The sequence below is a fragment of the Leptospira brenneri genome, assembly GCF_002812125.1.
GTDB classification, from domain to species: Bacteria; Spirochaetota; Leptospiria; order Leptospirales; family Leptospiraceae; genus Leptospira_A; species Leptospira_A brenneri.
The window spans coordinates 232,642-255,037 of record NZ_NPDQ01000005.1; the positions used below are offsets into that span (position 1 = coordinate 232,642).

General features: G+C 39.1%; 22 protein-coding genes. 14 read left to right on the forward strand and 8 right to left on the reverse strand.

Annotation, left to right across the window (positions count from 1 at the left end):
* Window positions 1–23: 23 nt before the first annotated feature.
* From rpiB to serC, 3 genes are read right to left on the reverse strand one after another with little or no spacing between them, the layout of a single operon-like run.
* Entirely contained in the window at window positions 24–461 is a 438-nt protein-coding gene (gene rpiB / locus CH361_RS12545) for a ribose 5-phosphate isomerase B (protein WP_002975248.1), read from the reverse strand.
* Window positions 458–1,114 (reverse strand): hypothetical protein, encoded by a 657-nt coding sequence (locus CH361_RS12550; RefSeq protein WP_100791151.1) that lies wholly within the window; start codon window positions 1,112–1,114, stop codon window positions 458–460. The genes rpiB and CH361_RS12550 overlap by 4 nt, the downstream gene beginning before the upstream one ends.
* Window positions 1,107–2,204, reverse strand: coding sequence for a 3-phosphoserine/phosphohydroxythreonine transaminase (gene serC, locus CH361_RS12555; RefSeq protein WP_100791152.1), 1,098 nt, complete (start codon window positions 2,202–2,204; stop codon window positions 1,107–1,109). The genes CH361_RS12550 and serC overlap by 8 nt, the downstream gene beginning before the upstream one ends.
* Window positions 2,205–2,329: 125 nt before the next feature.
* Between serC and CH361_RS12560 the strand changes: the two genes are divergently transcribed.
* Window positions 2,330–4,006 carry a P83/100 family protein gene (locus CH361_RS12560; RefSeq protein WP_100791272.1) on the forward strand — a complete coding sequence of 559 codons (1,677 nt, stop codon included), beginning with the start codon at window positions 2,330–2,332 and terminating at the stop codon, window positions 4,004–4,006.
* 68 nt (window positions 4,007–4,074) lie between these two features.
* Here the strand turns inward: CH361_RS12560 and CH361_RS12565 are convergent, their stop codons facing one another.
* Window positions 4,075–5,181, reverse strand: coding sequence for a tetratricopeptide repeat protein (locus tag CH361_RS12565; RefSeq protein WP_100791153.1), 1,107 nt, complete (start codon window positions 5,179–5,181; stop codon window positions 4,075–4,077).
* A 113-nt stretch (window positions 5,182–5,294) separates the two neighbouring features.
* Between CH361_RS12565 and ilvB the strand changes: the two genes are divergently transcribed.
* The 3 genes from ilvB to CH361_RS12580 all read left to right on the forward strand — a co-directional run bounded on the left by ilvB (window position 5,295) and on the right by CH361_RS12580 (window position 9,302).
* Window positions 5,295–7,001 carry a biosynthetic-type acetolactate synthase large subunit gene (gene ilvB / locus CH361_RS12570; protein WP_100791154.1) on the forward strand — a complete coding sequence of 569 codons (1,707 nt, stop codon included), beginning with the start codon at window positions 5,295–5,297 and terminating at the stop codon, window positions 6,999–7,001.
* Entirely contained in the window at window positions 6,998–7,486 is a 489-nt protein-coding gene (gene ilvN / locus CH361_RS12575) for an acetolactate synthase small subunit (RefSeq protein WP_100791155.1), read from the forward strand. The genes ilvB and ilvN overlap by 4 nt, the downstream gene beginning before the upstream one ends.
* A 64-nt stretch (window positions 7,487–7,550) precedes the next feature.
* Window positions 7,551–9,302, forward strand: coding sequence for a peptidase MA family protein (locus CH361_RS12580; protein ID WP_100791156.1), 1,752 nt, complete (start codon window positions 7,551–7,553; stop codon window positions 9,300–9,302).
* Here CH361_RS12580 and trxB read toward each other — a convergent pair.
* Window positions 9,299–10,240, reverse strand: a complete 942-nt coding sequence (trxB, locus tag CH361_RS12585; protein WP_100791157.1) for a thioredoxin-disulfide reductase — start codon at window positions 10,238–10,240, stop codon at window positions 9,299–9,301. The two genes, CH361_RS12580 and trxB, sit on opposite strands and share 4 nt — an antisense overlap.
* Before the next feature lie 60 nt (window positions 10,241–10,300).
* Window positions 10,301–10,822 (reverse strand): tetratricopeptide repeat protein, encoded by a 522-nt coding sequence (locus CH361_RS12590; protein WP_100791273.1) that lies wholly within the window; start codon window positions 10,820–10,822, stop codon window positions 10,301–10,303.
* A 97-nt stretch (window positions 10,823–10,919) separates the two neighbouring features.
* Between CH361_RS12590 and xerD the strand changes: the two genes are divergently transcribed.
* From xerD to hslU, 4 genes are read left to right on the forward strand one after another with little or no spacing between them, the layout of a single operon-like run.
* Complete coding sequence (gene xerD / locus CH361_RS12595) at window positions 10,920–11,828, forward strand: site-specific tyrosine recombinase XerD (RefSeq protein WP_100791158.1); 909 nt, start codon at window positions 10,920–10,922, stop codon at window positions 11,826–11,828.
* Window positions 11,828–12,259 carry an ATP-binding protein gene (locus tag CH361_RS12600; RefSeq protein ID WP_100791159.1) on the forward strand — a complete coding sequence of 144 codons (432 nt, stop codon included), beginning with the start codon at window positions 11,828–11,830 and terminating at the stop codon, window positions 12,257–12,259. Before xerD ends, CH361_RS12600 begins: the two co-directional genes overlap by 1 nt.
* Before the next feature lie 47 nt (window positions 12,260–12,306).
* Entirely contained in the window at window positions 12,307–12,840 is a 534-nt protein-coding gene (gene hslV / locus CH361_RS12605) for an ATP-dependent protease subunit HslV (RefSeq protein WP_100791160.1), read from the forward strand.
* Window position 12,841: 1 nt separating this feature from the next.
* Window positions 12,842–14,260: an ATP-dependent protease ATPase subunit HslU gene (hslU, locus tag CH361_RS12610; protein WP_100791161.1), complete on the forward strand. Its 1,419-nt coding sequence runs from the start codon at window positions 12,842–12,844 to the stop codon at window positions 14,258–14,260.
* A 38-nt stretch (window positions 14,261–14,298) separates the two neighbouring features.
* On the opposite strand, the gene CH361_RS12615 is transcribed toward hslU, so the two are convergent.
* Both CH361_RS12615 and CH361_RS12620 read right to left on the reverse strand, forming a co-directional pair.
* A complete protein-coding gene (locus tag CH361_RS12615) occupies window positions 14,299–16,143 on the reverse strand; it encodes a chorismate-binding protein (protein WP_100791274.1) in 1,845 nt (614 codons plus the stop codon).
* 14 nt (window positions 16,144–16,157) lie between these two features.
* Window positions 16,158–16,994, reverse strand: coding sequence for a hypothetical protein (locus CH361_RS12620; protein WP_100791162.1), 837 nt, complete (start codon window positions 16,992–16,994; stop codon window positions 16,158–16,160).
* A gap of 87 nt (window positions 16,995–17,081) precedes the next feature.
* Between CH361_RS12620 and CH361_RS12625 the strand changes: the two genes are divergently transcribed.
* The 6 genes from CH361_RS12625 to CH361_RS12650 are packed head-to-tail and all read left to right on the forward strand — an operon-like array spanning window position 17,082 to window position 22,329.
* Entirely contained in the window at window positions 17,082–17,324 is a 243-nt protein-coding gene (locus tag CH361_RS12625; RefSeq protein ID WP_100791275.1) for a biotin/lipoyl-containing protein, read from the forward strand.
* Window positions 17,321–18,184, forward strand: a complete 864-nt coding sequence (locus CH361_RS12630; protein WP_100791163.1) for a metallophosphoesterase family protein — start codon at window positions 17,321–17,323, stop codon at window positions 18,182–18,184. Before CH361_RS12625 ends, CH361_RS12630 begins: the two co-directional genes overlap by 4 nt.
* Window positions 18,185–18,194: 10 nt before the next feature.
* A complete protein-coding gene (locus CH361_RS12635) occupies window positions 18,195–19,247 on the forward strand; it encodes an Mrp/NBP35 family ATP-binding protein (protein ID WP_100791164.1) in 1,053 nt (350 codons plus the stop codon).
* Between the two features lie 47 nt (window positions 19,248–19,294).
* Window positions 19,295–19,987, forward strand: coding sequence for a hypothetical protein (locus tag CH361_RS12640; RefSeq protein WP_100791165.1), 693 nt, complete (start codon window positions 19,295–19,297; stop codon window positions 19,985–19,987).
* 48 nt (window positions 19,988–20,035) lie between these two features.
* Window positions 20,036–20,422: a peptide chain release factor family protein gene (locus CH361_RS12645; RefSeq protein ID WP_100791166.1), complete on the forward strand. Its 387-nt coding sequence runs from the start codon at window positions 20,036–20,038 to the stop codon at window positions 20,420–20,422.
* The gene (locus CH361_RS12650; protein ID WP_100791167.1) at window positions 20,404–22,329 is read left to right on the forward strand and encodes a PP2C family protein-serine/threonine phosphatase; all 1,926 of its coding nucleotides are present in this window, start codon (window positions 20,404–20,406) and stop codon (window positions 22,327–22,329) included. The genes CH361_RS12645 and CH361_RS12650 overlap by 19 nt, the downstream gene beginning before the upstream one ends.
* Window positions 22,330–22,396 lie beyond the last annotated feature (67 nt).

Here is a 22,396-nt window from a genome sequence, read left to right on the forward strand (position 1 = left end):
TAGGCCCCAAAAAAAGAGTAAGATTACGACTGTTCTTCGATCAGTCCCAATCGTTTTTGGTGCCGTCCACCTTCGAATTCTGTTTCTATCCATTTTTTTACGATTCTCTGCGCTAAATCTGTTCCGAGAACCCTTCCCCCTAAAACGAGTACATTGGCATTGTTATGGCGTTTGGACATCTCCGCCGTAAACTCATCATGGCAAAGGGCCGCTCGAATGCCTTTGAAACGGTTGGCAGCAATGGAGGCTCCAATGCCTGTTCCGCAAAGGGCGATGAGTCTGGGAACTTCACCGGAAAGGACCTTTCGGCAGGCATCTCCAATGATGGTGGGATAGTCGACGGACTCTTCGCTCTTAGTACCGTAATCGACAATTTCGTAAGTTTCCTCGAGACTTTTCCTGAGGAATTCTTTGAGGGCGAACCCTCCGTGGTCAGAAGCGATTCCAATTTTTTCTTTCATTCTGCATTCTCCTTTCTCTGTTTTAGGGCATCGGTGTATGACTTGTAGGACTCTATGGAGATCGAAAGTAAAAACTTATCTCGTTCTCTCAGTAAACTTCCATAATATCCGGTGAATAAATCCAAATAACGATCATATTTGTTTTTTGGATTTTTTTCTGAAAGGTATTCTATGGAAAGGTTTGTAATTTCTTTTTTGATTTCTGTATATGATTCAAACCATTGTTTGGCGGTATTTATTTCGGCGGGTGTGAGTGGGTACTGTCTTGAATCGGAAAGTAGAATTCTCCATTCGTAAGAGAAAAATGTTTCTTCCCATTGTTTTTCGGAAAGTAGGGAAGGTGTGAAATACTCACCTAAATTTTCTGTTCCTGTATTTTCTAAAGATAAGTTTCCCACTTTATCTCTAAAACAATCAAGGGAGTTTAGGCGGAGCATTGCCGATTCCTTAGCATATTCTCCCATTTTGATCCGATCCAAATTGAGTAAATTCGGACTAATCGCACCCGGAGGAATTTCTTTTTTTAAAGGCAAATAACAGTCTTTAGCTTCCTTCCAACCTAAATTTCCTTCTGGGATCCAAAGTGAATGCGCAGAAAGAGAATAGGAAAAAACAAGAAGGAAAACTAAATAGAGTTTCTGAATTTTACCCATTGGTCCTTTCGAATTCTTTGATAAAGGAAATGAGTGCATCCACACCTTCCTCTGGCATTGCATTGTAGATACTGGCTCTAAATCCACCCATATCACGATATCCTTTTAATCCAGCAAACCCTTGTTCTTCGGCAAGAGTGAGGAATTTGGAATCGATACTTTCGTCATGGCTTCTGAATACAACATTCATGGCAGAACGAAACTCTTCTGGGACTGGTGCATAAAATAGAGAAGAAGCATCTAAGGCGTCATAGAGTTTTTTTGCTTTTCTTTCGTTTATGGTTTCCATCACTTCCAAACCACCGTGTCGTTTTAAGTATTTAAAAACAAGACCGGCAATATAGATGGAATACGTGGGTGGAGTGTTGTACAAAGACCCATTTTTTTCCATTAATGCAAAATTCATTAGATTGGGAATTGGATGGTCAACTGTGGGTAATTTCTCTTTGTCGTAAATGACAAGTGTGAGTCCGGATGGCCCAATGTTTTTTTGAGCACCTGCAAAGATCACAGAGAAGTCTTCTATGGGAAGTTTTCGGCTAAGAAGTTCGCTTGTCATATCTGCGAATAGCGGCGCTTTTTTTAGCTTAGGGAAAGTTTTGTACCGTGTTCCATAGATGGTATTATTAGAAGTGATATAAACATATTTGGCTCCCTCATTTACGATACTATCTGTAATGGTGGGGAGTTCCATATATTTGGAATCTGCTCCATTAAAAATAGATTTCACATTGGGATAAAATTTCTTTGCTTCTTCATAGGCTTTTTTGGCCCAAACACCAGTTTGTGCGAAATCAGCCGATTCTCCCGCTTTTAGATAATTAAAAGGAATGGCAGAAAATTGTAAAGTCGCGCCACCGGGGAAATACACAACCGCATAACGTGAAGGTAAGTCCAAAAGATCACGTAAATCAGAGATGGATTCATCTAAAACGGATTGGAAAATTTTGCCTCTGTGGCTCATTTCCATAATGGACATTCCTGTTCCTTTGTAATTTAGGAACTCTACTTGCGCCTCTTCCATGACTTCCGTAGGCAACATGGCGGGGCCGGCATTAAAATTGAAGACTCTCTGTGTAAACGTTGGCATTCTCCCACAGAATTTTGAAGAACCACCCGCCGGTAAATAGATTTTTATTCTAAAACTTGCTTTGCAGAATCGGAAAGGTTGTTAATCTTGTGGGCATCCCAGAACCCATTTTTCGTGAGGAAACAATGAGAATTTCTCGTTACTTGATCATTTGTCTAACTATCGTCAGTCTTTCGCTGACAGCCCAGTCCAAAGCCCCACTCGGTGAGTCCGAAATCAAGGGATCCAAAAAAATAGAATTCATCAACCGCTCCTTACGTAAGGCATCTGATGACATTATCCAAGAAAATACCGAAATCGGCCGTAAACTTGCCGAAACCTTGGCAAAAGAAAATACAGCCACTGTGGATGGAGTGAAAATTCAAAGAGTGCTTCCTGGTGCTGATGGAAAACTCGGAGCTGACATCCTTTCTCTTTCTGATTCGCAAAGTTTTGATCATATCAATTCGATTGCGAGGATCATTGCCGCTTATGTGGAAAACTCTTTCCAATACAGAGCAGGAAATGCAGAGACCTTGGCGCAGTACATCCTCTATTACAACGCAACCCATAGAAAAGATTCTAAATTTTTTACTAAAAAATATACAGAAGGGGTCATTACTGCTACATCCGGTGACAAATTAGGAATTGATACTGTTTATAGAAATTGGCCAGGCAAAACCCAGATCATCATTCCAATCGAAGGAAATATCTTAAAAGATAATGGCAAAGACCTGACAACAGATGAGTTAGAAAAAGACGTCAACAAAACGGTAAAGGATAAAGAAAAAGATCCTGCTACCAAACAGAAGATGGAAGACGAAGCCAAAAAAATGGATAAACTGCAAACTGACAAACTCAAAGAAGAGAAAAAAGTTCTGCAAGATAAAAAACAAGAAGTGGCTGACGAACAAAAACAAATTCAAGACAAAAAAGACGCACTGAAAAAACAAGAACAGGAAACTGTTGCGAGTCTGAATGAGTTAAAAAAAGATCCTGTTAAAAATAAAGCAGAGATTGAAAAGAAAACCGAAGACATCAAAAAAATCGAACAAGAGAAAAAAGACACTGATAAAAAGTCTGAAGCGGTAGAAGCTAAAAAAGAAGAACTCAGTAAAAAAGAAGAACAGATCGCCAAAAAAGAAGAAGCACGTACTGGTAATACTTCTGGAGATACCGCAAAAAAAGAGGATACTGTTCAAAAAGTAGAAGCTAAGGTCGAAGAGTTAAAAACAGAACTCGCGCAAACCAAAGAAGAACTGAAGAAAAAAGAAGAACAAAGTGACAATGTTGTGAACAACAAAATTCTTTTTATGAAGTTTATCAAATACGATACGGATGGACATTATTCGAACGAACTTTGGGCGATTGATCCTGCAAAAGATGATGCTCTTTTTAAGAGTCCATACAATAATATCTGTTCCAAAGAATTTAAAGAAATCGCAAACCAGGGTGTTCTTGTTCTCGGGTATGACGGCGAAAAAGTAGAAACAAGAAAACACAAACTAGTATTACTTGACCCAGATAAACTTGGTGTGAAAAAAACAAGTGAGTCTGCGGATATTTTCTGGCGAACTCCTATGATCAATCGCGAAGACAAAATCTACGTCATTGAAAAGGTAAAAGACAAATACCATGTATCCAGATTCAAATCAGATCTAACTTTTGAAAAAAGGACAGAAGAACCTGTAGAAGAAAACTCCGAACTTACTTTTTTTGGAGATAAAATCTATGTGACTGGAAAACCAAAAGAAGGTGATAAAACAACCATCAAGGTCTTTAAAAAAGAAGATTTGAGCCTACTCAAAACCATCGCTCCGTAAGGAGGATGGGTTTTTCATAGAAAACAAATGAATGCCAACCTTGGCCTGGGCGGGGGTTGGCATTTTTTTTAATCTTTTAAGTATTCGATTCTTTCTCTGATGGCTTCGTTAGAAGGATTTTTCTTTGCCAAATCTTCTAGTAGTTTGATGGCCTGTGGTTTTTTCCCCATAATGTCCCAAAGATCAGAAAGTTCGAGGGCAGGTCTTGGGTCACTCGGAGACTTAGAAAGAAGACCTAAGTAAATTTCTTCTGCTTTTTCTAAATCACCAATCAGACGTAATGCGGCAGCTTTTCCCAGTAAGGCAAAGTAGTCATCACCACTTGCTAGGATTTTATTAAAACATTCCAGTGCTTTGTCATAATTTCCGAGTCCGCGAAGAGAGTCTGCATACCGGTTGATGATGAGTTTATTCTCAGGATCGGATTCGAGAATTTTTTCCCAATAGGTGATGGCAGTTTTGAAATCTTTTTTACCACGGTAAGATTCAGCAAGGCCGTAGAGGGCAAAGAAGTTTTTAGGATCGAGTTCTTTGGCGCGATCGTAGTAAAGAACGGCTTTATCAAAGTCTTTGATTTTACGGTAACTGTTTCCGATTTCTGTTAATATTTTAATATTGTTGGGTTGGCTAGAAAGTAGTTTTTCCCACCATTGGATGGCATCCACATATCTCTGGCAGGCAAAAAACAAATGACCAAGGCCAACAATGACATATTGGTCACTCGGATTGATTTGAAGTGCTTCCATATAATACACTTCTGATTCTTTGAAATTTTTTAGTTTTCTATGTGCGTCTGCTACTCTCGAGAGGATACTTGCATCTGTGATTGTTATGTGATGGAATTCTTCTGCTACTTCGATAATTCGTTTGAGGCTGTTTAAATCTCTGTAAGCATTCATAAGTCCCATCAGAGAAAATTTATTAGTAGTATCACCTGCGAGGCATTTACGGTAATACTGGATTGCCTGTTCAGGTTGTTTGGTTTTTGCGTAATAATCACCAAGGCCAACGAGTCCGTATGTATTGGACGGGTCTTCCTCAAGTAATATGTCTAATCGTTCTTTGGCTTCTTTAAACCGGCCTTGATCAAGAAAACGATAGGCCTCTTTTGCAAGGGCTTTTATTTTTGTGAATTTTTCATCTTCTTGTGGTTTTTCAATCTCAGCATTTTCCATAATCTCAGTCCAATTTTCAGCATTCCTTTTTAGACAGTAAAAATCGACTCAAAAACGTGAGAACATTGACAGCAGGCTCTTTTTTGCAGAAATGACAAGGAGGGGGGAAACGTATGTCATCTACAACCGAAGCAATCACTGGCGGTCGGCTTATGGTCGAATTATTGGAAGAAGCGGGTGTGGAAATCGTCTTTGGATACCCTGGTGGTGCCATCCTCCCATTCTACGACGAACTCTATCATAGTAAAAAAATTAAACATATCCTTGTGCGTCACGAACAAGGTGCCATCCATATGGCAGAAGGATATGCTCGTTCTACAGGCAAGTTAGGTGTTTGTATTGCGACTTCAGGGCCAGGTGCTACTAATTTAATCACAGGGCTTACTGATGCCAAATTAGATTCCATACCCATTCTAGCCATCACAGGCCAAGTTTCCACAGATGCGATTGGAACGGATGCTTTCCAAGAAGCTGATATTTTTGGAATCACGATTCCTATTACCAAATACAATGCTCTCATCAAAAAGGCAGATGATCTTTCTCGTCACTTTGAAGAAGCAATTAAGATTGCAATGGGCGGAAGGCCAGGTCCTGTATTACTTGATTTTCCGAAAGATGTCCAATTGGAAAAAACTTCCGTCAGAAAAGCCTCTTCCTTAAAAATTGCTCCTCATCATTATGAAAGACCAAAAGTCAAAGGGGACCCGCAAGAATTTGCAGAAGCTTTAAACCAAGCCAAACGCCCGTTACTCTATGTGGGTGGTGGTGCGATCAACTCTTTTGCTTCTGCAGAAATCAAAGCTTTGGCTGAAAAAGCAAATGCCCCTGTAACCACAACCCTTATGGGTCTTGGAGCATTCCCTGGAACACATCCACTTTCTGTGGGAATGCTTGGAATGCATGGAACAGCTTATGCCAACAAAGCGGTATTAGAATGTGATTATATTTTGAATTTAGGTGCTCGGTTTGATGACCGCGTGGCCAAATACCAGGACTTTGCCCCAAATGCAGTTCGTGCTCATGTGGACATTGATGCGGCAGAGTTTAATAAACGGATCAATGTAGATTATATTTTACATGGTGATTTAAAAGATGCCATCCGTGAAATCCTTCCTTTTGTCAAAGGGGGAGACAGGACTTCTTGGATCGAAAACATCCAGTCTTTAAAGAAAAACCATCCTCTTGATTTTGATAACAGCGGTGATAGCATCAAACCACAAGACTTCTTACAGCGAGTGTATGCCAAAACTAAGGGTGAAGCCATTGTTTCAACAGATGTAGGCCAACACCAAATGTGGGCAGCCCAGTATTACCTTTTTGATAAACCAAATACTTGGCTTACTTCTGGTGGGCTTGGAACCATGGGATATGGACTTCCTGCTGCCATTGGTGCAAAATTCGGAAACCCGGACAAAACTGTCATTTGTGTGACAGGAGATGGTTCGTTCCAAATGTGTATTCAGGAACTCGCAACTATCGCACAATCAAAGTTAGGTGTAAAAATTTTACTTTTTAATAATAACTTCCTGGGAATGGTGCGCCAGTGGCAGGAACTATTTTACGAAGAAAGGTTTAGTGAGTCTCAATGGACTTACAATCCTAACTTTGTGAAACTTGCAGAAGCTTATGGAATTCCTGGAATGCGGATTGAACATAAATCTGAAATTGAAAAAGGTGTGGAATTTTTCTTAAAAGATAGTGGATCTGCTCTTATTGAAGTAATGATCCCTGCAGAAGAAAAAGTATTCCCAATGATCCCTGCTGGAAAATCACAACAAGATCTAATTGAATTCAAAGACTTGGGGAAATTAAAAAAATGAAACACACTCTAAGTATTTTAGTAAATAACCATCCAGGTGTGATGAGCCATGTTTCCGGTCTTTTCACTCGTCGCGGTTATAATATTGATTCGATTGCGGTTGGTGTGACTGACAATGTTGATGTTTCGTCTATGACCATTGTTCTGAACGGGGATGATTTTATCGTGGGGCAGGTGAAAAACCAACTCCTCAAATTGCCTGATGTATTAAAAGTCCAAGATATGGCTTATGCAAGTTCTGTCCAAAGAGAACTTGTCCTCATTTCCTTTTCGATTACAGAAACCAATCGAAGTGAAGCTCTCACCATTTGTAATGGATTTGATGTGAAAATTTTAGAAATGACGGAAGATTCTCTCCTCATTGAATTTTCAGGGAATTCTAGACAAGTCACGAATGTAATTTCGGTGATTAAACCTTTTGGAATTCGTGAGATCTCTCGTACGGGCCAAATTGCCATAGCGTATCGGAACCAAAACTCCGTTTAATCCACTTGACAGCAGAAAAATTTTAGGGGAACATTGGGGCCTTAAGTGAGCTTCGTTTGTTCCTATGGTTCGTAAATTTACATTTTTTTGCCTCTTTCTCCTAACTACTGTTATCTATACCGAAACTGAACGGAATACGGTTCCTCTGAAACGAGGTCCAAGTTCTGATGTTTTGTATTTTGATTTTGGAGAAACTGCCCCCACTTCTTTTTTCTCTGTAGAAAGACTTCAGGAACCTAAATTAGAAGATTTAAAATTAGGATTCTTAGAACCAAGTCCAGGTTATTACAATGGGCCAGATGGTGGGGAAGTTTACCAATGGGCTAAAAACCATTACCAATGGAAAAGGGCTGATGGTAGCGTATATACCGAATGGGCAAATGGAACTTTTAAATTAGACTTTCCATCAGGAATTGGTTTTGTTTCTTCGCCGGTCACTTGTAACGGATGTTTGCCGACTGCGGTTTGGAACTATCCTGATTTAACTAAGATCACAAAGTATTGGAATGCCAATCGAAAAGAATACGACTATACCTTCCAAAAACCCTTAAACTTTGAAAACTACCTACTTGTCAAAGAAACCGAATTTGGAAAACCAAAACTAGAAATTGGAAACTATGTACTATATGGTTCTGAGAAATGGTCGGAATACCTTCGCGTATTTAGTGGCAATTTCAAACTCAAACCCTTTCTTCAATACATGAAATCGGAATTTCAATTAGAGAATCGTGGAAAGATTCCTGTTTTGTTATTTGATAAATATGAAGATATCACAGAATATATTGGTGCTGATATCCCCGGTGGATCAGAAGAAGGTGGGTTTGGTGGTCGAGATTCTGTCACTCTCTGTTGTGGGGAAAAGATGCCACAAGCTACGGGAAATCCTGAATTTGATGCGGATGCCTTACGACGTTTTCATTTTGGAGTATTTTATCATGAAGCCGTCCATAATTTAGAACAAATCTCTTGTTTAAAAATTCAAACGGAAACTGGAAAGTTTCCACAAACTGACATTCAGGATCCATGGTTTGACGAAGGTTTAGCAAATTATGTAGAATCAAAATTCTACGAACGAAGACTATTCTATATCTATAATGATGCAGAAAAGTTAATTCGGGAAAATAAAGTTCCAAAAACCTTCAAAGCATTGTTAGATGCCAAGTATAAAGATTTACTTCCTTATTCCATTGGCCCACTTCTCATCAAACATATCCATGAAACCTTTGGAAAAGAAGCTATAATTTCTTACCAAAAGGATACTTGTGTGGGAACGGCATCTGCACTTGCATTACAAAATGCGACTGGTGTCTCTCCTGATCAAATTTTAAAAGACAGTTTACAAAGGTTTGAAAAGGATCGGGATCTAATTCTTCGAGATGGCAAAAAACTTCAGTTAGCTGGTTTTACTGTTATGAATGCAAAGTCTCCAGCAGATTATCAATCCTTTTTAGAAAAAGGATTTTCTCTTCCCGAATCAGCCTTGGAAATTAAGACTTATGCGCAGTTGCCTAGTTTACAAAAAATCTTTCTGGCTTCTGTAGATTCATTTTCTGGAAAAATGGAAGGGGAGTTTTTGGGAGTTGGTTCTAGTTATTTTTACCTTTGGAAAAAAGGAAATTACCGTTGGTCTGGAGATTCCTTTGAAGCCAATGTATTTCCAGGAAACCAAATCCTTTTTAGAGGATCTAATTACACATTGATTGAGTGGGAAGATGGGAAAAAACAATACATATCACCGAAGGGAGATTCGGTGATGTTTTTTAATTTGGAATCAAAATCTTACAAAGACGCAGATGGGAAACCGGTCACTCCTTAGTGACCTTCTAACCAACGTTCTGCTTCGAGTGCTGCCATACAACCACTACCAGCCGCTGTGATGGCTTGGCGGTACACTTTGTCCTGTACATCTCCTGCAGCAAAAACGCCTTCCACATTGGTTTGTGTGGTTCCTGGTTTTGTTAGAATATAACCTGTTTCATCTAAATTCAATTGGCCTTGGAACACTTGTGTGTTAGGGACGTGTCCAATTGCATAAAAAAGTCCACCCACTTCTAAATCTTTTTTTGATTTGTCTTTTGTGCTTTCGAGTACAATGGAACTAAGACCACCAGCTCCACCTTTGGCTTCCACAACCGTTTGGTTCCAAAGGATTTCAATTTTAGGGTGTTCCATTGCACGTTTTTGCATGATTTGGGAAGCACGGAGTTGGTCACGACGCACCACTAAATACACTTTGGACGCAAACTTGGTCAGGTGATTTGCCTCTTCGACAGCAGAGTCACCCCCGCCAACCACAGCCAGGGCCTTGTTGCGATAAATAGGGAGGGCACCGTCACAAACAGCACAGGCGGAGATCCCGCGTTGCCAGAAAGTTTCTTCGCCAGGAACATGCATTCTCTTCGCTGTTGCTCCTGTGGCAATGATGATGGAATCGGCTTTGATTTCCTCGTCGTCAGACCAAATGGTAAAAGGGCGTTTGGAAAAATCCACCTTGGTGATGGTTTGGGTGTGGATGGTCGTTCCGTATTTAGAAGATTGCTCGCGGAAAAGTTGGGTGAGTTTGGTTCCATCAATTCCTTCTGGGAACCCTGGGAAGTTTTCTACTTCTGTGGTGGTGGTGAGCTGTCCACCTGCGGCCACTCCTCCTGCCATAAATCCTTCATACATCACCGGGTTTAGATTGGCTCTTGCGGCGTAAATGGCTGCTGTGTGTCCTGCGGGACCGGATCCGATGATGACAACTTTATGGTTCATAATTTCTCCTATTCTGTATCTTGTTCTTTATTGTTTAGACGGGATTTTCAGGATTCCTGTCTATTTTGTTTCGCAAGCCCGAACCCATGGAGCATAGTAGGGATCCCCTGAAAGAGGGCTTTTTTCTAAGGTCAGTAGGTAATCCTTTTGTTTGAACCCTCTGGTAAGGCAAAGGTACGTAGTTTCGAAAAATTCCAAAGTTTCTTTTTTTCCCTGGAACCGAATTTCTTCTAAAATTTCCAATGCTTCTTTTTCGTACCCTGTGGTAAGATAGAGGCGGAAGAGTTCACGTTGTACTTCTGTGTCGTCTTTTTTTTGTTTGTGATATTTTTCCAAATAAAAAATGGCGGTGGCAATGGATTCGTTACTTTCGGCGAGGAGGAGTCCCATTCGTTTGAGAACAGGATCGTAGTCAGGGTTTTCACGGAGAGAAAGTTCGTAATAATAAAGAGCTTTTGTTTTTTCTCCCGCCATTTCCCATTTTTTTCCATCTTCAAAAAGGGATCTTTCCTTTCGGCCGCAATTAACGACTAACAAGGCAGTAAACGTGAGTAAAAAAATAAGGGAGTTTCTATGAACCACATCTCCTTTTTTCCTGACATAGCCATTTGTGGCAAAAAAAATAATAAGTCTCTTTAAGCTTTTTGTCCGACTCTTTAAGTAACATAAGAGAGTAAAGATGGGTTCCAAATTGCCAGTTTCTCAAAATCAGCTTTTACAAACATTCCAAGAGTACCTGTCCGTAGAAAAAGGACTGAGCGATAATTCGATATATTCCTACGGATACGATCTCAATAAGTTTGCGATCTTCTTGGAAAAGGAACATATTAACTTCCTTGAAGTAAAAGCAAACGATATCATGCGTTTTCTGGAAGAAGAAAGAGAACGAAAAATCTCTGCAAAAACACTCGCGCGTGAAGTGGTTGCCATTCGTCAATTTTACAAATACCTTCGCGATGAGAAAAGGTTGGATTCCAATCCAACTGAAAAAATTGAAACTCCTGAAGTTGCAAGAACCATTCCTGATTATTTAACACAAACTGAGATTGATGAATTATTTCGTAATATCAAAGAGGACAATTTGTACGAACTTCGTGACAAATGTATCTTTGAATTACTTTACTCTTCTGGTCTTCGTATCTCTGAGGCATGTAACTTAAAGATGACAGATATCGACATGGAAAACATGACGATTATGGTCGAAGGGAAAGGGGGACGCCAACGCCTTGTTCCTTTTGGTGAAAAGTCTTTGGAGATTCTAAAAAGATATTTAACAGAAAGTCGCACAGAAATTTTGAAAAAAAGAACTTGTGAGTTTGTTTTTGTTTCTAAAAAAGGATCATATATCAACCGTAAGTCGGTATGGAGACTCCTCAATCATTATATCAAACGTACAAAAATAAAGAAAAAAGTAACACCACACACACTTCGCCATTCATTTGCTACGCATCTACTAGAGAACCATGCAGATCTCAAATCGGTTCAAGAACTTTTGGGTCATATCGATATTTCGACGACTCAAATTTACACTCATATGGCAAATAAAACTCTGAAGGAAGTTCATAAGAAATTCCATCCGAGAGGATAATGTCGAACCAAAAGAAATCTACGGACTACTCCAAAGTAGTCCGTATCCAAATTCCTTCCAACCCCCGTTTCGTTTCCCACACTCGTAATTACTTTTTTAATCTTTGTTTAGAACATGGATTTTCTTTATTTGATTCCATGGATTTAAAACTTGTGATTGGCGAAGCTGTCGTGAATATCATTCGTCATGCGTATTCGGGACAATCAGACAAACCGATCTTTATTGAATTTCAATTTGATAAAGACCGCGTGGAAATTAAACTCAGAGACTACGGAAAAAAAGTAGAGCCGAAAGACCTTCGTAGTTTTGATTTGAGTGACTACCGGGAACATGGGATCGGGCTTTTTATGATCAAAGAACTTACTGACTATTATTTTTTAGACCAATCTTTTGAAGTTGGGAACCAAATGGTTCTAATCAAAAGAAAGTAACCCTCCATTTTTCTCGACAACCTTCCCTGATCTGTAAATTTATCCGTATGGAAACAATTCATGCAACGACCATCCTCTCTGTTCGAAAAAACGGTAAAATTGCCGTCGGGGGAGACGGTCAGGTATCTATGGGAAATACCGTGATGAAACATACGGCAAAAAAAGTCCGAAGACTTTACAATGGTAAGGTGATCGCCGGATTTGCAGGAAGTGCCGCCGATGCCTTTACTCTATTTGAGCTTTTTGAAAAAAAATTAATCGAACATGGTGGGTCTGTATCTCGTGCCGCTGTCGAACTTGCTCGTGAATGGAGAATGGACCGGATGCTTCGTCGCCTGGAAGCTCTCCTAATTGTTTGTGATGTGAATGAATCCTTTTTAATTTCAGGAACGGGAGATGTTATTTCCCCTGACGATGGAGTTCTTGCCATTGGTTCTGGTGGGAACTTTGCATTGTCTGCTGCTCGTGCTTTGGTGCAAAACACCGATATGGATCCAAAAGAAATCATTACAAAATCGATGCAAATTACAGCAGACATTTGTATTTATACGAACCATAATTTGGTGATTGAGGAATTATAATATGACATATCCAACTATTCTTGCTGAAGTTGCTGATACTTCGAATCTAACAGAGGAATTAACTCCACGCCAAATTGTTGAAAAATTAGATGAACATATCATCGGGCAAACCAAGGCAAAACGAGCTGTAGCAGTTGCACTCCGAAATCGTTCGAGGCGCCGTAAACTAGACGAATCACTCCGAGAAGAAATTTACCCCAAAAATATCATTATGATTGGACCAACCGGTGTTGGAAAAACTGAAATTGCGCGCCGTCTGTCAAAGTTATGTGGTGCTCCTTTTTTAAAAGTAGAGGCAACAAAATATACTGAAGTAGGTTATGTGGGTCGTGATGTTGAGTCCATGATTCGAGACCTAGCTATGGGAGCACTTAACTTAGTAAAAGCAGAGTTTCGTGACCGGGTGAAAGACAAGGCCATTGAAAAGGCTGAAGAGATTGTTCTCGATGCTATTTTGCCACCGATCTTTCACAAAAAAGAAGAAGACTTAAATCCAGAAGAAAAAGAAAGATTCGTTAGTTACAAAGAATCCAGAGAGAAGTTTAGAGAAAAACTTCGAAAGGGAATTCTAAACGAACAAGAAATCGAAATTGATATTCCAAAGCCGACTGCCCCAGCAGGTATGCCCATGTTACAAGTATTTGGTGCTGGGAATATGGAAGATATGGATAACCAACTTTCCAGTTTACTCGGTGATTTAATGCCGAAAAAAACTGGCAAACGAAAGGTGAAGGTATCCGATGCTTGGAAACTACTCACTGAATCGGAAGCTGAAAAATTAATCGATTCCGATAAAATTCAATCCGAAGCAGTTCGCCGTGTGGAAGAGATGGGAATTATCTTTTTAGACGAGATTGATAAAATTGCCGGTCGTGAAGGAAGGCAAGGGGCCGATGTTTCTAGGGAAGGGGTACAAAGAGACTTACTTCCGATTGTAGAAGGCTCCACTGTAAACACAAAGATTGGTCCCATCAAAACCGACCATATTCTTTTTATTGCTGCGGGTGCGTTTCACATGACAAAACCATCTGATTTAATTCCTGAATTACAAGGAAGGTTTCCAATCCGTGTGGAGTTAGAAACATTAACAGAATCAGATTTTATCAAAATCCTTACCACTCCGAAGTCTTCTCTTACCAAACAGTACGAGGCTCTTCTGGCAACAGAAGGAGTCAAAATTGAATATACAACAGATGGGATTGCCGAGATTGCAAAGTTAGCATTTCAGATGAACGAAAAAAATGAAAACATTGGGGCAAGAAGGTTAAATACCATTATGGAAAAACTTCTGGAGGATACAAGTTTTGATGCTCCAGATCTTACCCCAGATCAGAAACAAGTCGTGATTAACGAAAGTTATGTGTCATCTAAATTGAAAGGAATTGTAGAAGATAAAGACTTAAGTCGATTTATTTTATAAAAACCATAGGTTTAAATCTTATTCCCAGGTTATCCTTCTTAAGGATTTGGGATGAGATTTGCCCTTTCGAATCCGCGTAAAGAATTTCCAAGAAGGATTTCGTCTGCGGTTTCCAAATCGGATTTGTAAAGTTTTGTTTCTTTGACTCTGTTTCTCTTTAGTAAGGCTTCCCTGAAAACACCAGGAAGGCCCCCTCTTTCAAGAGAGGGAGTGAACCACTCGTTTTTTTTACGAATGAAAAGATTCCGAATGTTAGTTTCTAGGATTTCTCCATTTGTATCAAACAAAATGCAATCCTCAATCCCTTTCTTTTTGTTTTCTTCTTGTTGTTCGTTGTAATAAGTTCTATTTGTTGTTTTGTGGTATAAAAAAAGATCGTCTGAATTTACCGGTTGGTTCGCAAAACTAAGGGTTACTGTTGCTCTGTGTTTTGGTTTTGTGAAAGGAAAAGTTTCTCCACGAAACTCACCCTTTGCATTCAAAAGAAAACGTACCCTAAGGAGCTCAGTGGAGGAGTTCACCAAAGTTTTTAAAGCGGCTTCTGCTTTTTCTCTGGAAAATGGATATCCAAAACGATTGGCGGTTCGTTCCATTCTTTCTAAATGTAGGTTTTTTAAAAAAATACGACTGTGGAAGGAACGTAATGTTTCGAGGATTTCAAACTCTGGAAGATTGGGATTGGTGATGAATTTTAATTTAGATAGGCATTCCTCATATTCGGCATCAACATCCGAAAGGACTGTAATTCCACTCCCCACTCCATAATTTCCTTTCCAAACCTGGTGATTCTTTTTTAATTCCATTGTGCGGATGGTAACACTGGAACGAATCCAAGGTTTTCCGTCTAACATTTCTGATACGAAAAGAGATCCTGTATAAAGCCCTCTATCAAATCCTTCTATGTTTCTTAATAGTTCGAATGACCTTCGTTTGGGGGCACCGACCACTGAGCCAGAAGGGAAGAGGGCTTGTAAGATGGTAAACCATGCAAAGGGTGATTTTAGTTTGGCTTCTACTTTCGAAACCATTTGCCAAACAGTTTCTAGGCCTTTGACTAAAAAAAGATCGGTAACTTGTACGGTTCCTTGTTTGGCAATTCTCCCTAAATCATTCCGATAGAGATCGGTGATCATTACATTTTCGGCTCTTTCTTTTGTCGAGGATTGGAGAGTGATTTTGTTTTCTTCGTCTTGTTTTGAAGTGTTCCCTCGTAGGTTTGTCCCTTTCATCGGTTCTGTTTGGATAAAATCTCCATTCACTTCAAAGAAGAGTTCTGGAGAAAAAGAAAGAATTTTCGAATCTTGGAATGGATAATAAACAGAATACTTAGTTTTTTGTTTTGATTTTAACGACTGGTAGTATAAAAACAAATCACCTTCGATAGAGATCGAAACAGGAAAACAAAGATTGAGTTCATAACTTTCACCGAGGACTAAAGCATCTCTTGTTTTTTCCCATTTTTGGGTGTAGGTTTCCCGGTTCCATTCTACGTTTACTGTTTGTAAGTTTGTTTCTTTGGGGTTGTTAAGAGTTGGATTGGGGTATTGGATTCTTTTTTTTTGTTTATAGATGGAATATTGGAATAGGGGAGTTCCTTCCTTCAGTCCTGATGATTCGAGGTTTAACCCTTCTATAAAAAAGTATCCCAATTCAAAAAATAATGCCCCACAAGGAAAATAACCATTTTCCCGAAATTCATCTAACTTTGATAAGTTGGTTTTTATTTTTTCAGAGATTGGTTCCTGTTTTGAGTAAAGAACCTGAACTTCTTCAATGGAATCAAAATACCAGTCACAAATGGTGTAACCAGGAAGAGAAAGAGAATCTTCGAAGAGAAAACCACCGGTCTTTCGGTAGTCTTCTTCAAAAGATTCCCATGTCATGGAAAGGGTGGGTATCAAAACTCCATCTTTTGGAGAGCTTCTAACGGGTAGTTGAGGTACACAGTAGTTGTTTTTTTACTCGTTTGAATATCGAAACATTCCAATGGATCAAGACCTAAGTTATAAAAACCTTCGTCAATCATCGCAATCCCAAAACCCGCACTTTCTTTTTCATCTAAAAAGTCTGGGCGAAAGAAATCAGCAGAATTTCCTTGTTTAGCAAGTTCTGCATGTCGTTCTCTACTTTTTCGAATTCGACTTAAATCCATCCCCATGATCGGAGAATCATTCCTAATCCTGATATATACAGAGTTAGGCCTGATTTCAATTTTCATTGAAATTTTGAGATCATATTTTTTAACCTTTTCTCTTACAATGACTAAAAAATCTTTTTCGTCGATCGATAGATTATGTTTTTTTGATCTTCTTTTGTCAGACAAAGTTAAAATCTTTTGAACTACTTTTTTAATTTTGTCAGGAACAATGTAGCGCTGCATTGCATCGCGAAGAGGTTCTGTTTCCAAAATAATGTCGAGTAACTCTTCTGCTTCTTCCTCTGGAGTTTGTCCTTGTGAAGTAAGTTTATTTAAGAGTTCGTCTTGAAATATCACAAAACGCGTGTTTGCTTTCACTGCATTTAAAAGAGCCTCCATGAGACCACTAAATAAATGAAAAGAAGTGAGAGGGTTTGCCCCCACTCGATTTAAGATGCCTTGTACGACTTCATTGACAATATCTCTTGTGGACTTGGTGAGCCCTTTTAATTCAAAATGGAAATAATCCTTCTGAATCAACTGATCCAAGTTTTCGATGATTTCGGTGCCTTTGTATTTGATTTTCTCGTTTCCCATTGAGGTTTGCTAAACTTTTATGTTAAAAAAACGGGAAAACAGGGTTTTGTAAACCAGTTTTCATTTCCGTGGCAGAGGATTGTGTCCATGAAAGAATTCCTTTTAAAAACTCCTGATTTGGGTGATACAGAAAAGATCGAATTGGTTCGTTGGCTCCGAAAGGTGGGTGATTCCGTGACAGAAGGGGACGAATTGATCGAACTCGTAACCGATAAAGCGGCTTTCCCCGTGGAATCTCCCTATGCTGGGACCTTAAAAAAAATCATAACTCCGGAAGGATCTGTAGTGAAAAAAGGAGATATCCTCGGAATCATGGATATTAACGAATGAAAATCCTCCATATTTCCGACTTACATTTCCCGAAGAAACTTTCTTTGTTTTCTCTTCGTGGAAAGGCAATTGTCGGTTATCTTAGCTATAGGCTGAGACGTAAATCAAAACACCCACTTGTATTGATTGCGGCAATGGTAAATGCCATTAGCAAATTAGAATATGATGCATTAATTATTTCTGGCGATTTGACAAACGTTTCCCATCCTGGTGAGTTTGAAAATGCCAAAGAAATTCTAAAACCACTACTTACGGACAAAACGTTCTTAATTCCAGGTAACCATGATCGATACCAAAAACGAGCCATTGGTCCTAGTCCCTTATTTGAAAAAACATTTGGTGAGTGGATAGGGACGAGCCTTGATCCAAATTCTTATATACGTTCCAAAAAAATTGGTGGCAAACTTTTTATTGGTTGGGATTCTAATTTCGCCGTCCCACGGATCACTGCCAACGGTTATGTTGCTCCAGAAATCATAGAAAAAACAACGAGTTCTGTAAAAGAACCTTATATTCTTGTTTGTCACCATCCTCTTTGGAATCCAAAAACAGAAATTGAATCCAGAGGGCATCGGATGTTAAACCGATCTGAAGTTGTAAATAAACTAAAAGCCAATCCTCCAGAATTGTATTTACATGGGCATACACATACAAACTGGATCAAACTTCCAGGCCCTAAGGCTCCCTTTGCGATTGTCAATTCCGCATCGAGTACTAGGCTTTCTGATCGGAGCCATGAATGTGGATTTCATATGATTGAAATAGGAAAGTCTACCAGTTACCGTCGTTTTATTTATTCAGAAGACAAATTCATTGAGACGAATCCGATTTTTTATGAAGAATCGGAAGGGGTCATTTAAAGGAAAAAATATGGCTAATGCAAAAGTAGATCTAACAACCATCCAAAGACAACTCATGCAGGTGAAACATCCTGAATTAAAAAAAGATATCGTAAGTTTGGGAATGGTTGGTGCAGTCACTCCTAACGAAGAAGGAATCGAAATTTTAATCAAAACTCCAAACGCAGATCGAAGATTGCAAATTGGTTTGGAAGCACAAACGAGACAGCTCATTTCCAAAATTGATGGTGCCGGTAAGGTCAAAATCAAATTTGAAGTAGACCAAAACTTAAAGATGGAAGATGGAAACCGAATCATCGGTGTTAAAAAAGTCATCGCTGTTGGTTCTGGAAAGGGCGGTGTGGGTAAGTCAACGGTCACTGCTAACTTAGCCTCCACTTTGGCACTTAACGGAAAGAAGGTGGGAATCATGGATGCAGATATCTATGGACCGTCTCTCGGTAAGATGTTTGGAATCAATGGTCGTGTCGCATTAAAATCGGAAGAAGATAAAATTTATCCGATTGAAAAACATGGAATCAAACTCATTTCTTTTTCCTTCCTGGTAACGGAAGACCAACCTGTTGTCTGGCGTGGACCAATGCTTGGAAAAGCGATCGAACAGTTTTTATATGATGTCGTCTGGGGAGAGTTAGACTATCTTTTTATTGATTTACCTCCAGGAACAGGTGATGTCCAACTTTCTCTCGCCCAACTCATTGATTTGGATGGAGCAGTGATTGTGACCACTCCACAAGAAGTGGCGGTTCTTGATGCGGGTCGAGCTGCTGCCATGTTCAAACAGGTAAAAGTACCAATCCTTGGAATTGTGGAAAATATGTCAGGTTTTGCTTGCCCTAAGTGTGGACATGTAACAGATGTTTTTTCGAAAGGGGGAGGAGAAAAACTCTCCAAACAAGTAGGAGTTCCTGAGCTTGGATCGGTCCCACTCACCTTGGATGTGATGAGTTCCGGGGAAACAGGGAAACCGGCCCTACTTGACGCGAAGGACTCTCCTTTAAAAGAAGCTTATTTCCGCATTGCAAAAAATTTGGAAAACCAAATCGCAGAGTGGGAAGATTAAAAATCACTTGTTTCTTCTTAAGGTTTTTCTAGTCTAAAGAATACACTATGAATTTTGAACGCGGTTCCAAACCTAATCCTACCGGTAACTTAATCGCATACTGCCATGTATTCGGTGAAAATCCGATTGCTCCTGGTGGCAAAATCATAGCCTCGAATGTTGTCGTGAGTTTTCTAAAAATTGGGGACAACTACCCAGTGGTTACCTTTCCTCCTGTGGGTTTACCTTCCAAAGAGGAACTGATGAAGATCCTTGCTGACAACATTCATCTTTATGATGTAGTACAACTCCCAGACTTTCAGATGCCTGAGAACAAGGAATTAGCAAACCAGTACATCCAAGAGCGGATGGAACAATTCAATTCCATGGTGATGCGCTATGTCGAGTTTTGTAAGGTTAAAGAAAAGAAAACACAAACCACTAGCCTTACTGAACATTTAGAACAAGTCAGCGAACCTTTGGAAACCCTAGCCAGCCTTTCCTTAGAATTCCGAAATACCTCTGGAATTGCTCGTGAAGCTACTAGGCTTAAGATGGAACGCATCGTTGATTACTTCCATAACAACCATCCAACTCTTGATATTGATAATTTTAAGAAAGCTTTGTCTGTTCCAGGTAAGATGGGAGATGAACTCGTGGGATTGTACATCCAAAAGTTTAACGCCATTCAAATTGAAAACTACGAAACAGCATCCGATCTTAGAAAACGTATATTAGAAATTGAGTCCTCTTCTCCTTAACTCTTAGTAAAAAATTTCTTGACCAAATCTATCTAAGGTCTATTGTAAATGCCCTTAACTTTTCCTGTTTCTGTCGAAAAGAATTTATCACTACAGAAACGGATGGAAGTACTAGGAATTTCTGAAAAAGACCTAAGCGAACGATTCATCAAGTCCGGCGGCAAAGGCGGACAAAACGTAAATAAAGTTTCCACTGCGGTGCATTTGGTTCATAAACCCACCGGGAAACAAATCAAATGTTCCGTCTATCGAACGCAAGGACTCAACCGCTACAAAGCAAGAGACTTGTTGTGTCTTGAATTAGAAAGAGATTTGAATTTTACAGAGTCGAATGCTTTCGTCCAAAAAATTCGGAAGAAAAAACAGGACAAGTATCGCAAGTCTTTGAAGAAGAGATTGGAGAAAGAAAAACCAGAATGGAACGATCCTATGTAAAACTATTTTTTATTTTTATATTCTCATTATTTCATTTTGTATCTTGTTTTGACTCACTCCTTCCTTATAAATCTGTTAAATGGTCTTATGGTTGGGAATTTCGATTTCTCACAGAAGATGAGTTAACGTATTTCCAACCAGCAATTGAAGACCTTTCTTTAGAATACCAACCTTATCATATTCCTTATGTGAATTTAGAAAAACCTATGCACCAATATTTGTCTGCGCGCATTCGTTTTCGGGATCCCATTGGTTATAAGGAACCATCTTTGCTTTTAAGAGGGCTTGTTACTTATTTTGATGCTTATTGTGGTAATGTTAAACTACAATCTCAGTTCTTTTATTCACAAACCTCTGATTCTTCAAAAGAGAATACAAGTATCACTTACAATCGAAATTTTATCCCTATTTTAAACCTACCCAAAGAATGTTTGGGAAACTATGTATATATCGTATTTTTTTCTGATGGTATTTTGCCTCTGGGTTTTTCGGAACCTCCTTTGTATGGGGATCCAACAGATCATTACAAAGCAATTGCAAACAGAACTCAGTCTTTTGCTTCTCTTGGTTTTTTATTTTTGATTTTAGGGCTTTTTTCTTTTTATCTATTTGAGAGAAGGAAGAAAAAACAACTCCTTGCGTTTACTTGGTTTTCTTGTATTTCCGGGATTCATTTTTTATCTCAGTCTGGATTTTTTGGATTATTTTATTACGATTCCATTTTTCCTAGTTTTATCATTTTTATTTTCACATTGTTTTTGATTCCCATTAGTTGTTTGTATTTTTTTGATCAATTGGTCGGAGTGGGTAGGTGGAATGTCATTCGTATGATGTGGCAATTCCATGTATTATTTTCTGTTGTTATTTTAACATTAGCATTTACTGGAACGATTTCAATGTCTGTTGGGATTGTTACATTTATCTGGTTGTGTTTACCAACACTTGTGATTCAAATCATCGTGGCTTGGGGGCAAGTAGTCGCTAAAAAACCTAAAGCCGTTTTACTTGTGATAGGATCTTCTGCACTTTTTATTCTCAATGCTCACGATATTCTTTCTTCTCTTGGAATTTTAGATTCGGTGCCTAGGTCTTCTCATTGGGGATTTTTTGTTTTTGTGATTTGTCTCAGTCTTTATGGTGAAAACCTATTTCGAAATTCTGAAATCAAGTTTGGTACTTTACAAAAAGAAATTGTAACAGCAGCCCGAATTCAAAGTGCCATCCTTCCTCCTTCACCACCTCGTTGGGAACCGATCGACATCCAAGTTTATTACCAGCCCTCGCATGAAGTAGGGGGAGATTTTTACGACTTCCAAGCGTTAGGTGGTAGGAAGTTTGGGATTTTGATTGCCGATGTGGTAGGGCATGGCCTTGGAGCGTCTATCATTGCCTCTCTTTCTAAGTTTGCTTTTTTTCAAGCATACAAACATTGGTCCAACCCATCTTTTTTACTTTCCGCAATGAATGACGATTTAGTAAAAAAATCTTTTGGTCGTTTCACAACAGCTACATACTTTCATATCGATTTGGAATCTAGAAAATTTATGGTTTCTAGTGCTGGGCATCCTTCTTTTTTTCATTGGAAAGCGGAATCCAAAGAACTTGTTGAAATTAAACCCAAAGGAAAACCACTTGGGATTTTACCCGGACTCACTTATGGGGAGGAGGAATATTCATTTAAGATTGGGGATCAATTTTTGTTTTATACGGATGGTTTAACTGAAGAAGAAAATGAAGATAGATTGGAATACGGCGAAAAAAGGCTTGCTCGGTCCTTTCTCGAAACCATCAACAAACAATCATTAGATCCAATGGCAAACTTACTTGAAAATTTTCATTATTTTACAGGGCTCTCTGGTTCTCCGCATGATGACATCACCATCATTCACTTACATGTGAAGGCATAAAAAAAGCCTTGGATTCAAAATCCAAGGCTTTGGGCTCTGCGATAAAATTTGATGATCTTATCGCAAA

Excerpts from the sequence above, each read along its gene's own strand:
- rpiB (WP_002975248.1), bottom strand. The coding sequence starts at position 461 with ATGAAAGAAAAAATTGGAATCGCTTCTGACCACGGAGGGTTCGCCCTC.
- CH361_RS12550 (WP_100791151.1), bottom strand. The coding sequence starts at position 1,114 with ATGGGTAAAATTCAGAAACTCTATTTAGTTTTCCTTCTTGTTTTTTCC.
- serC (WP_100791152.1), bottom strand. The coding sequence starts at position 2,204 with ATGCCAACGTTTACACAGAGAGTCTTCAATTTTAATGCCGGCCCCGCC.
- CH361_RS12560 (WP_100791272.1), top strand. The coding sequence starts at position 2,330 with ATGAGAATTTCTCGTTACTTGATCATTTGTCTAACTATCGTCAGTCTT.
- CH361_RS12565 (WP_100791153.1), bottom strand. The coding sequence starts at position 5,181 with ATGGAAAATGCTGAGATTGAAAAACCACAAGAAGATGAAAAATTCACA.
- ilvB (WP_100791154.1), top strand. The coding sequence starts at position 5,295 with ATGTCATCTACAACCGAAGCAATCACTGGCGGTCGGCTTATGGTCGAA.
- ilvN (WP_100791155.1), top strand. The coding sequence starts at position 6,998 with ATGAAACACACTCTAAGTATTTTAGTAAATAACCATCCAGGTGTGATG.
- CH361_RS12580 (WP_100791156.1), top strand. The coding sequence starts at position 7,551 with ATGGTTCGTAAATTTACATTTTTTTGCCTCTTTCTCCTAACTACTGTT.
- trxB (WP_100791157.1), bottom strand. The coding sequence starts at position 10,240 with ATGAACCATAAAGTTGTCATCATCGGATCCGGTCCCGCAGGACACACA.
- xerD (WP_100791158.1), top strand. The coding sequence starts at position 10,920 with ATGGGTTCCAAATTGCCAGTTTCTCAAAATCAGCTTTTACAAACATTC.
- CH361_RS12600 (WP_100791159.1), top strand. The coding sequence starts at position 11,828 with ATGTCGAACCAAAAGAAATCTACGGACTACTCCAAAGTAGTCCGTATC.
- hslV (WP_100791160.1), top strand. The coding sequence starts at position 12,307 with ATGGAAACAATTCATGCAACGACCATCCTCTCTGTTCGAAAAAACGGT.
- hslU (WP_100791161.1), top strand. The coding sequence starts at position 12,842 with ATGACATATCCAACTATTCTTGCTGAAGTTGCTGATACTTCGAATCTA.
- CH361_RS12615 (WP_100791274.1), bottom strand. The coding sequence starts at position 16,143 with ATGACATGGGAATCTTTTGAAGAAGACTACCGAAAGACCGGTGGTTTT.
- CH361_RS12620 (WP_100791162.1), bottom strand. The coding sequence starts at position 16,994 with ATGGGAAACGAGAAAATCAAATACAAAGGCACCGAAATCATCGAAAAC.
- CH361_RS12625 (WP_100791275.1), top strand. The coding sequence starts at position 17,082 with ATGAAAGAATTCCTTTTAAAAACTCCTGATTTGGGTGATACAGAAAAG.
- CH361_RS12630 (WP_100791163.1), top strand. The coding sequence starts at position 17,321 with ATGAAAATCCTCCATATTTCCGACTTACATTTCCCGAAGAAACTTTCT.
- CH361_RS12635 (WP_100791164.1), top strand. The coding sequence starts at position 18,195 with ATGGCTAATGCAAAAGTAGATCTAACAACCATCCAAAGACAACTCATG.
- CH361_RS12640 (WP_100791165.1), top strand. The coding sequence starts at position 19,295 with ATGAATTTTGAACGCGGTTCCAAACCTAATCCTACCGGTAACTTAATC.
- CH361_RS12645 (WP_100791166.1), top strand. The coding sequence starts at position 20,036 with ATGCCCTTAACTTTTCCTGTTTCTGTCGAAAAGAATTTATCACTACAG.
- CH361_RS12650 (WP_100791167.1), top strand. The coding sequence starts at position 20,404 with ATGGAACGATCCTATGTAAAACTATTTTTTATTTTTATATTCTCATTA.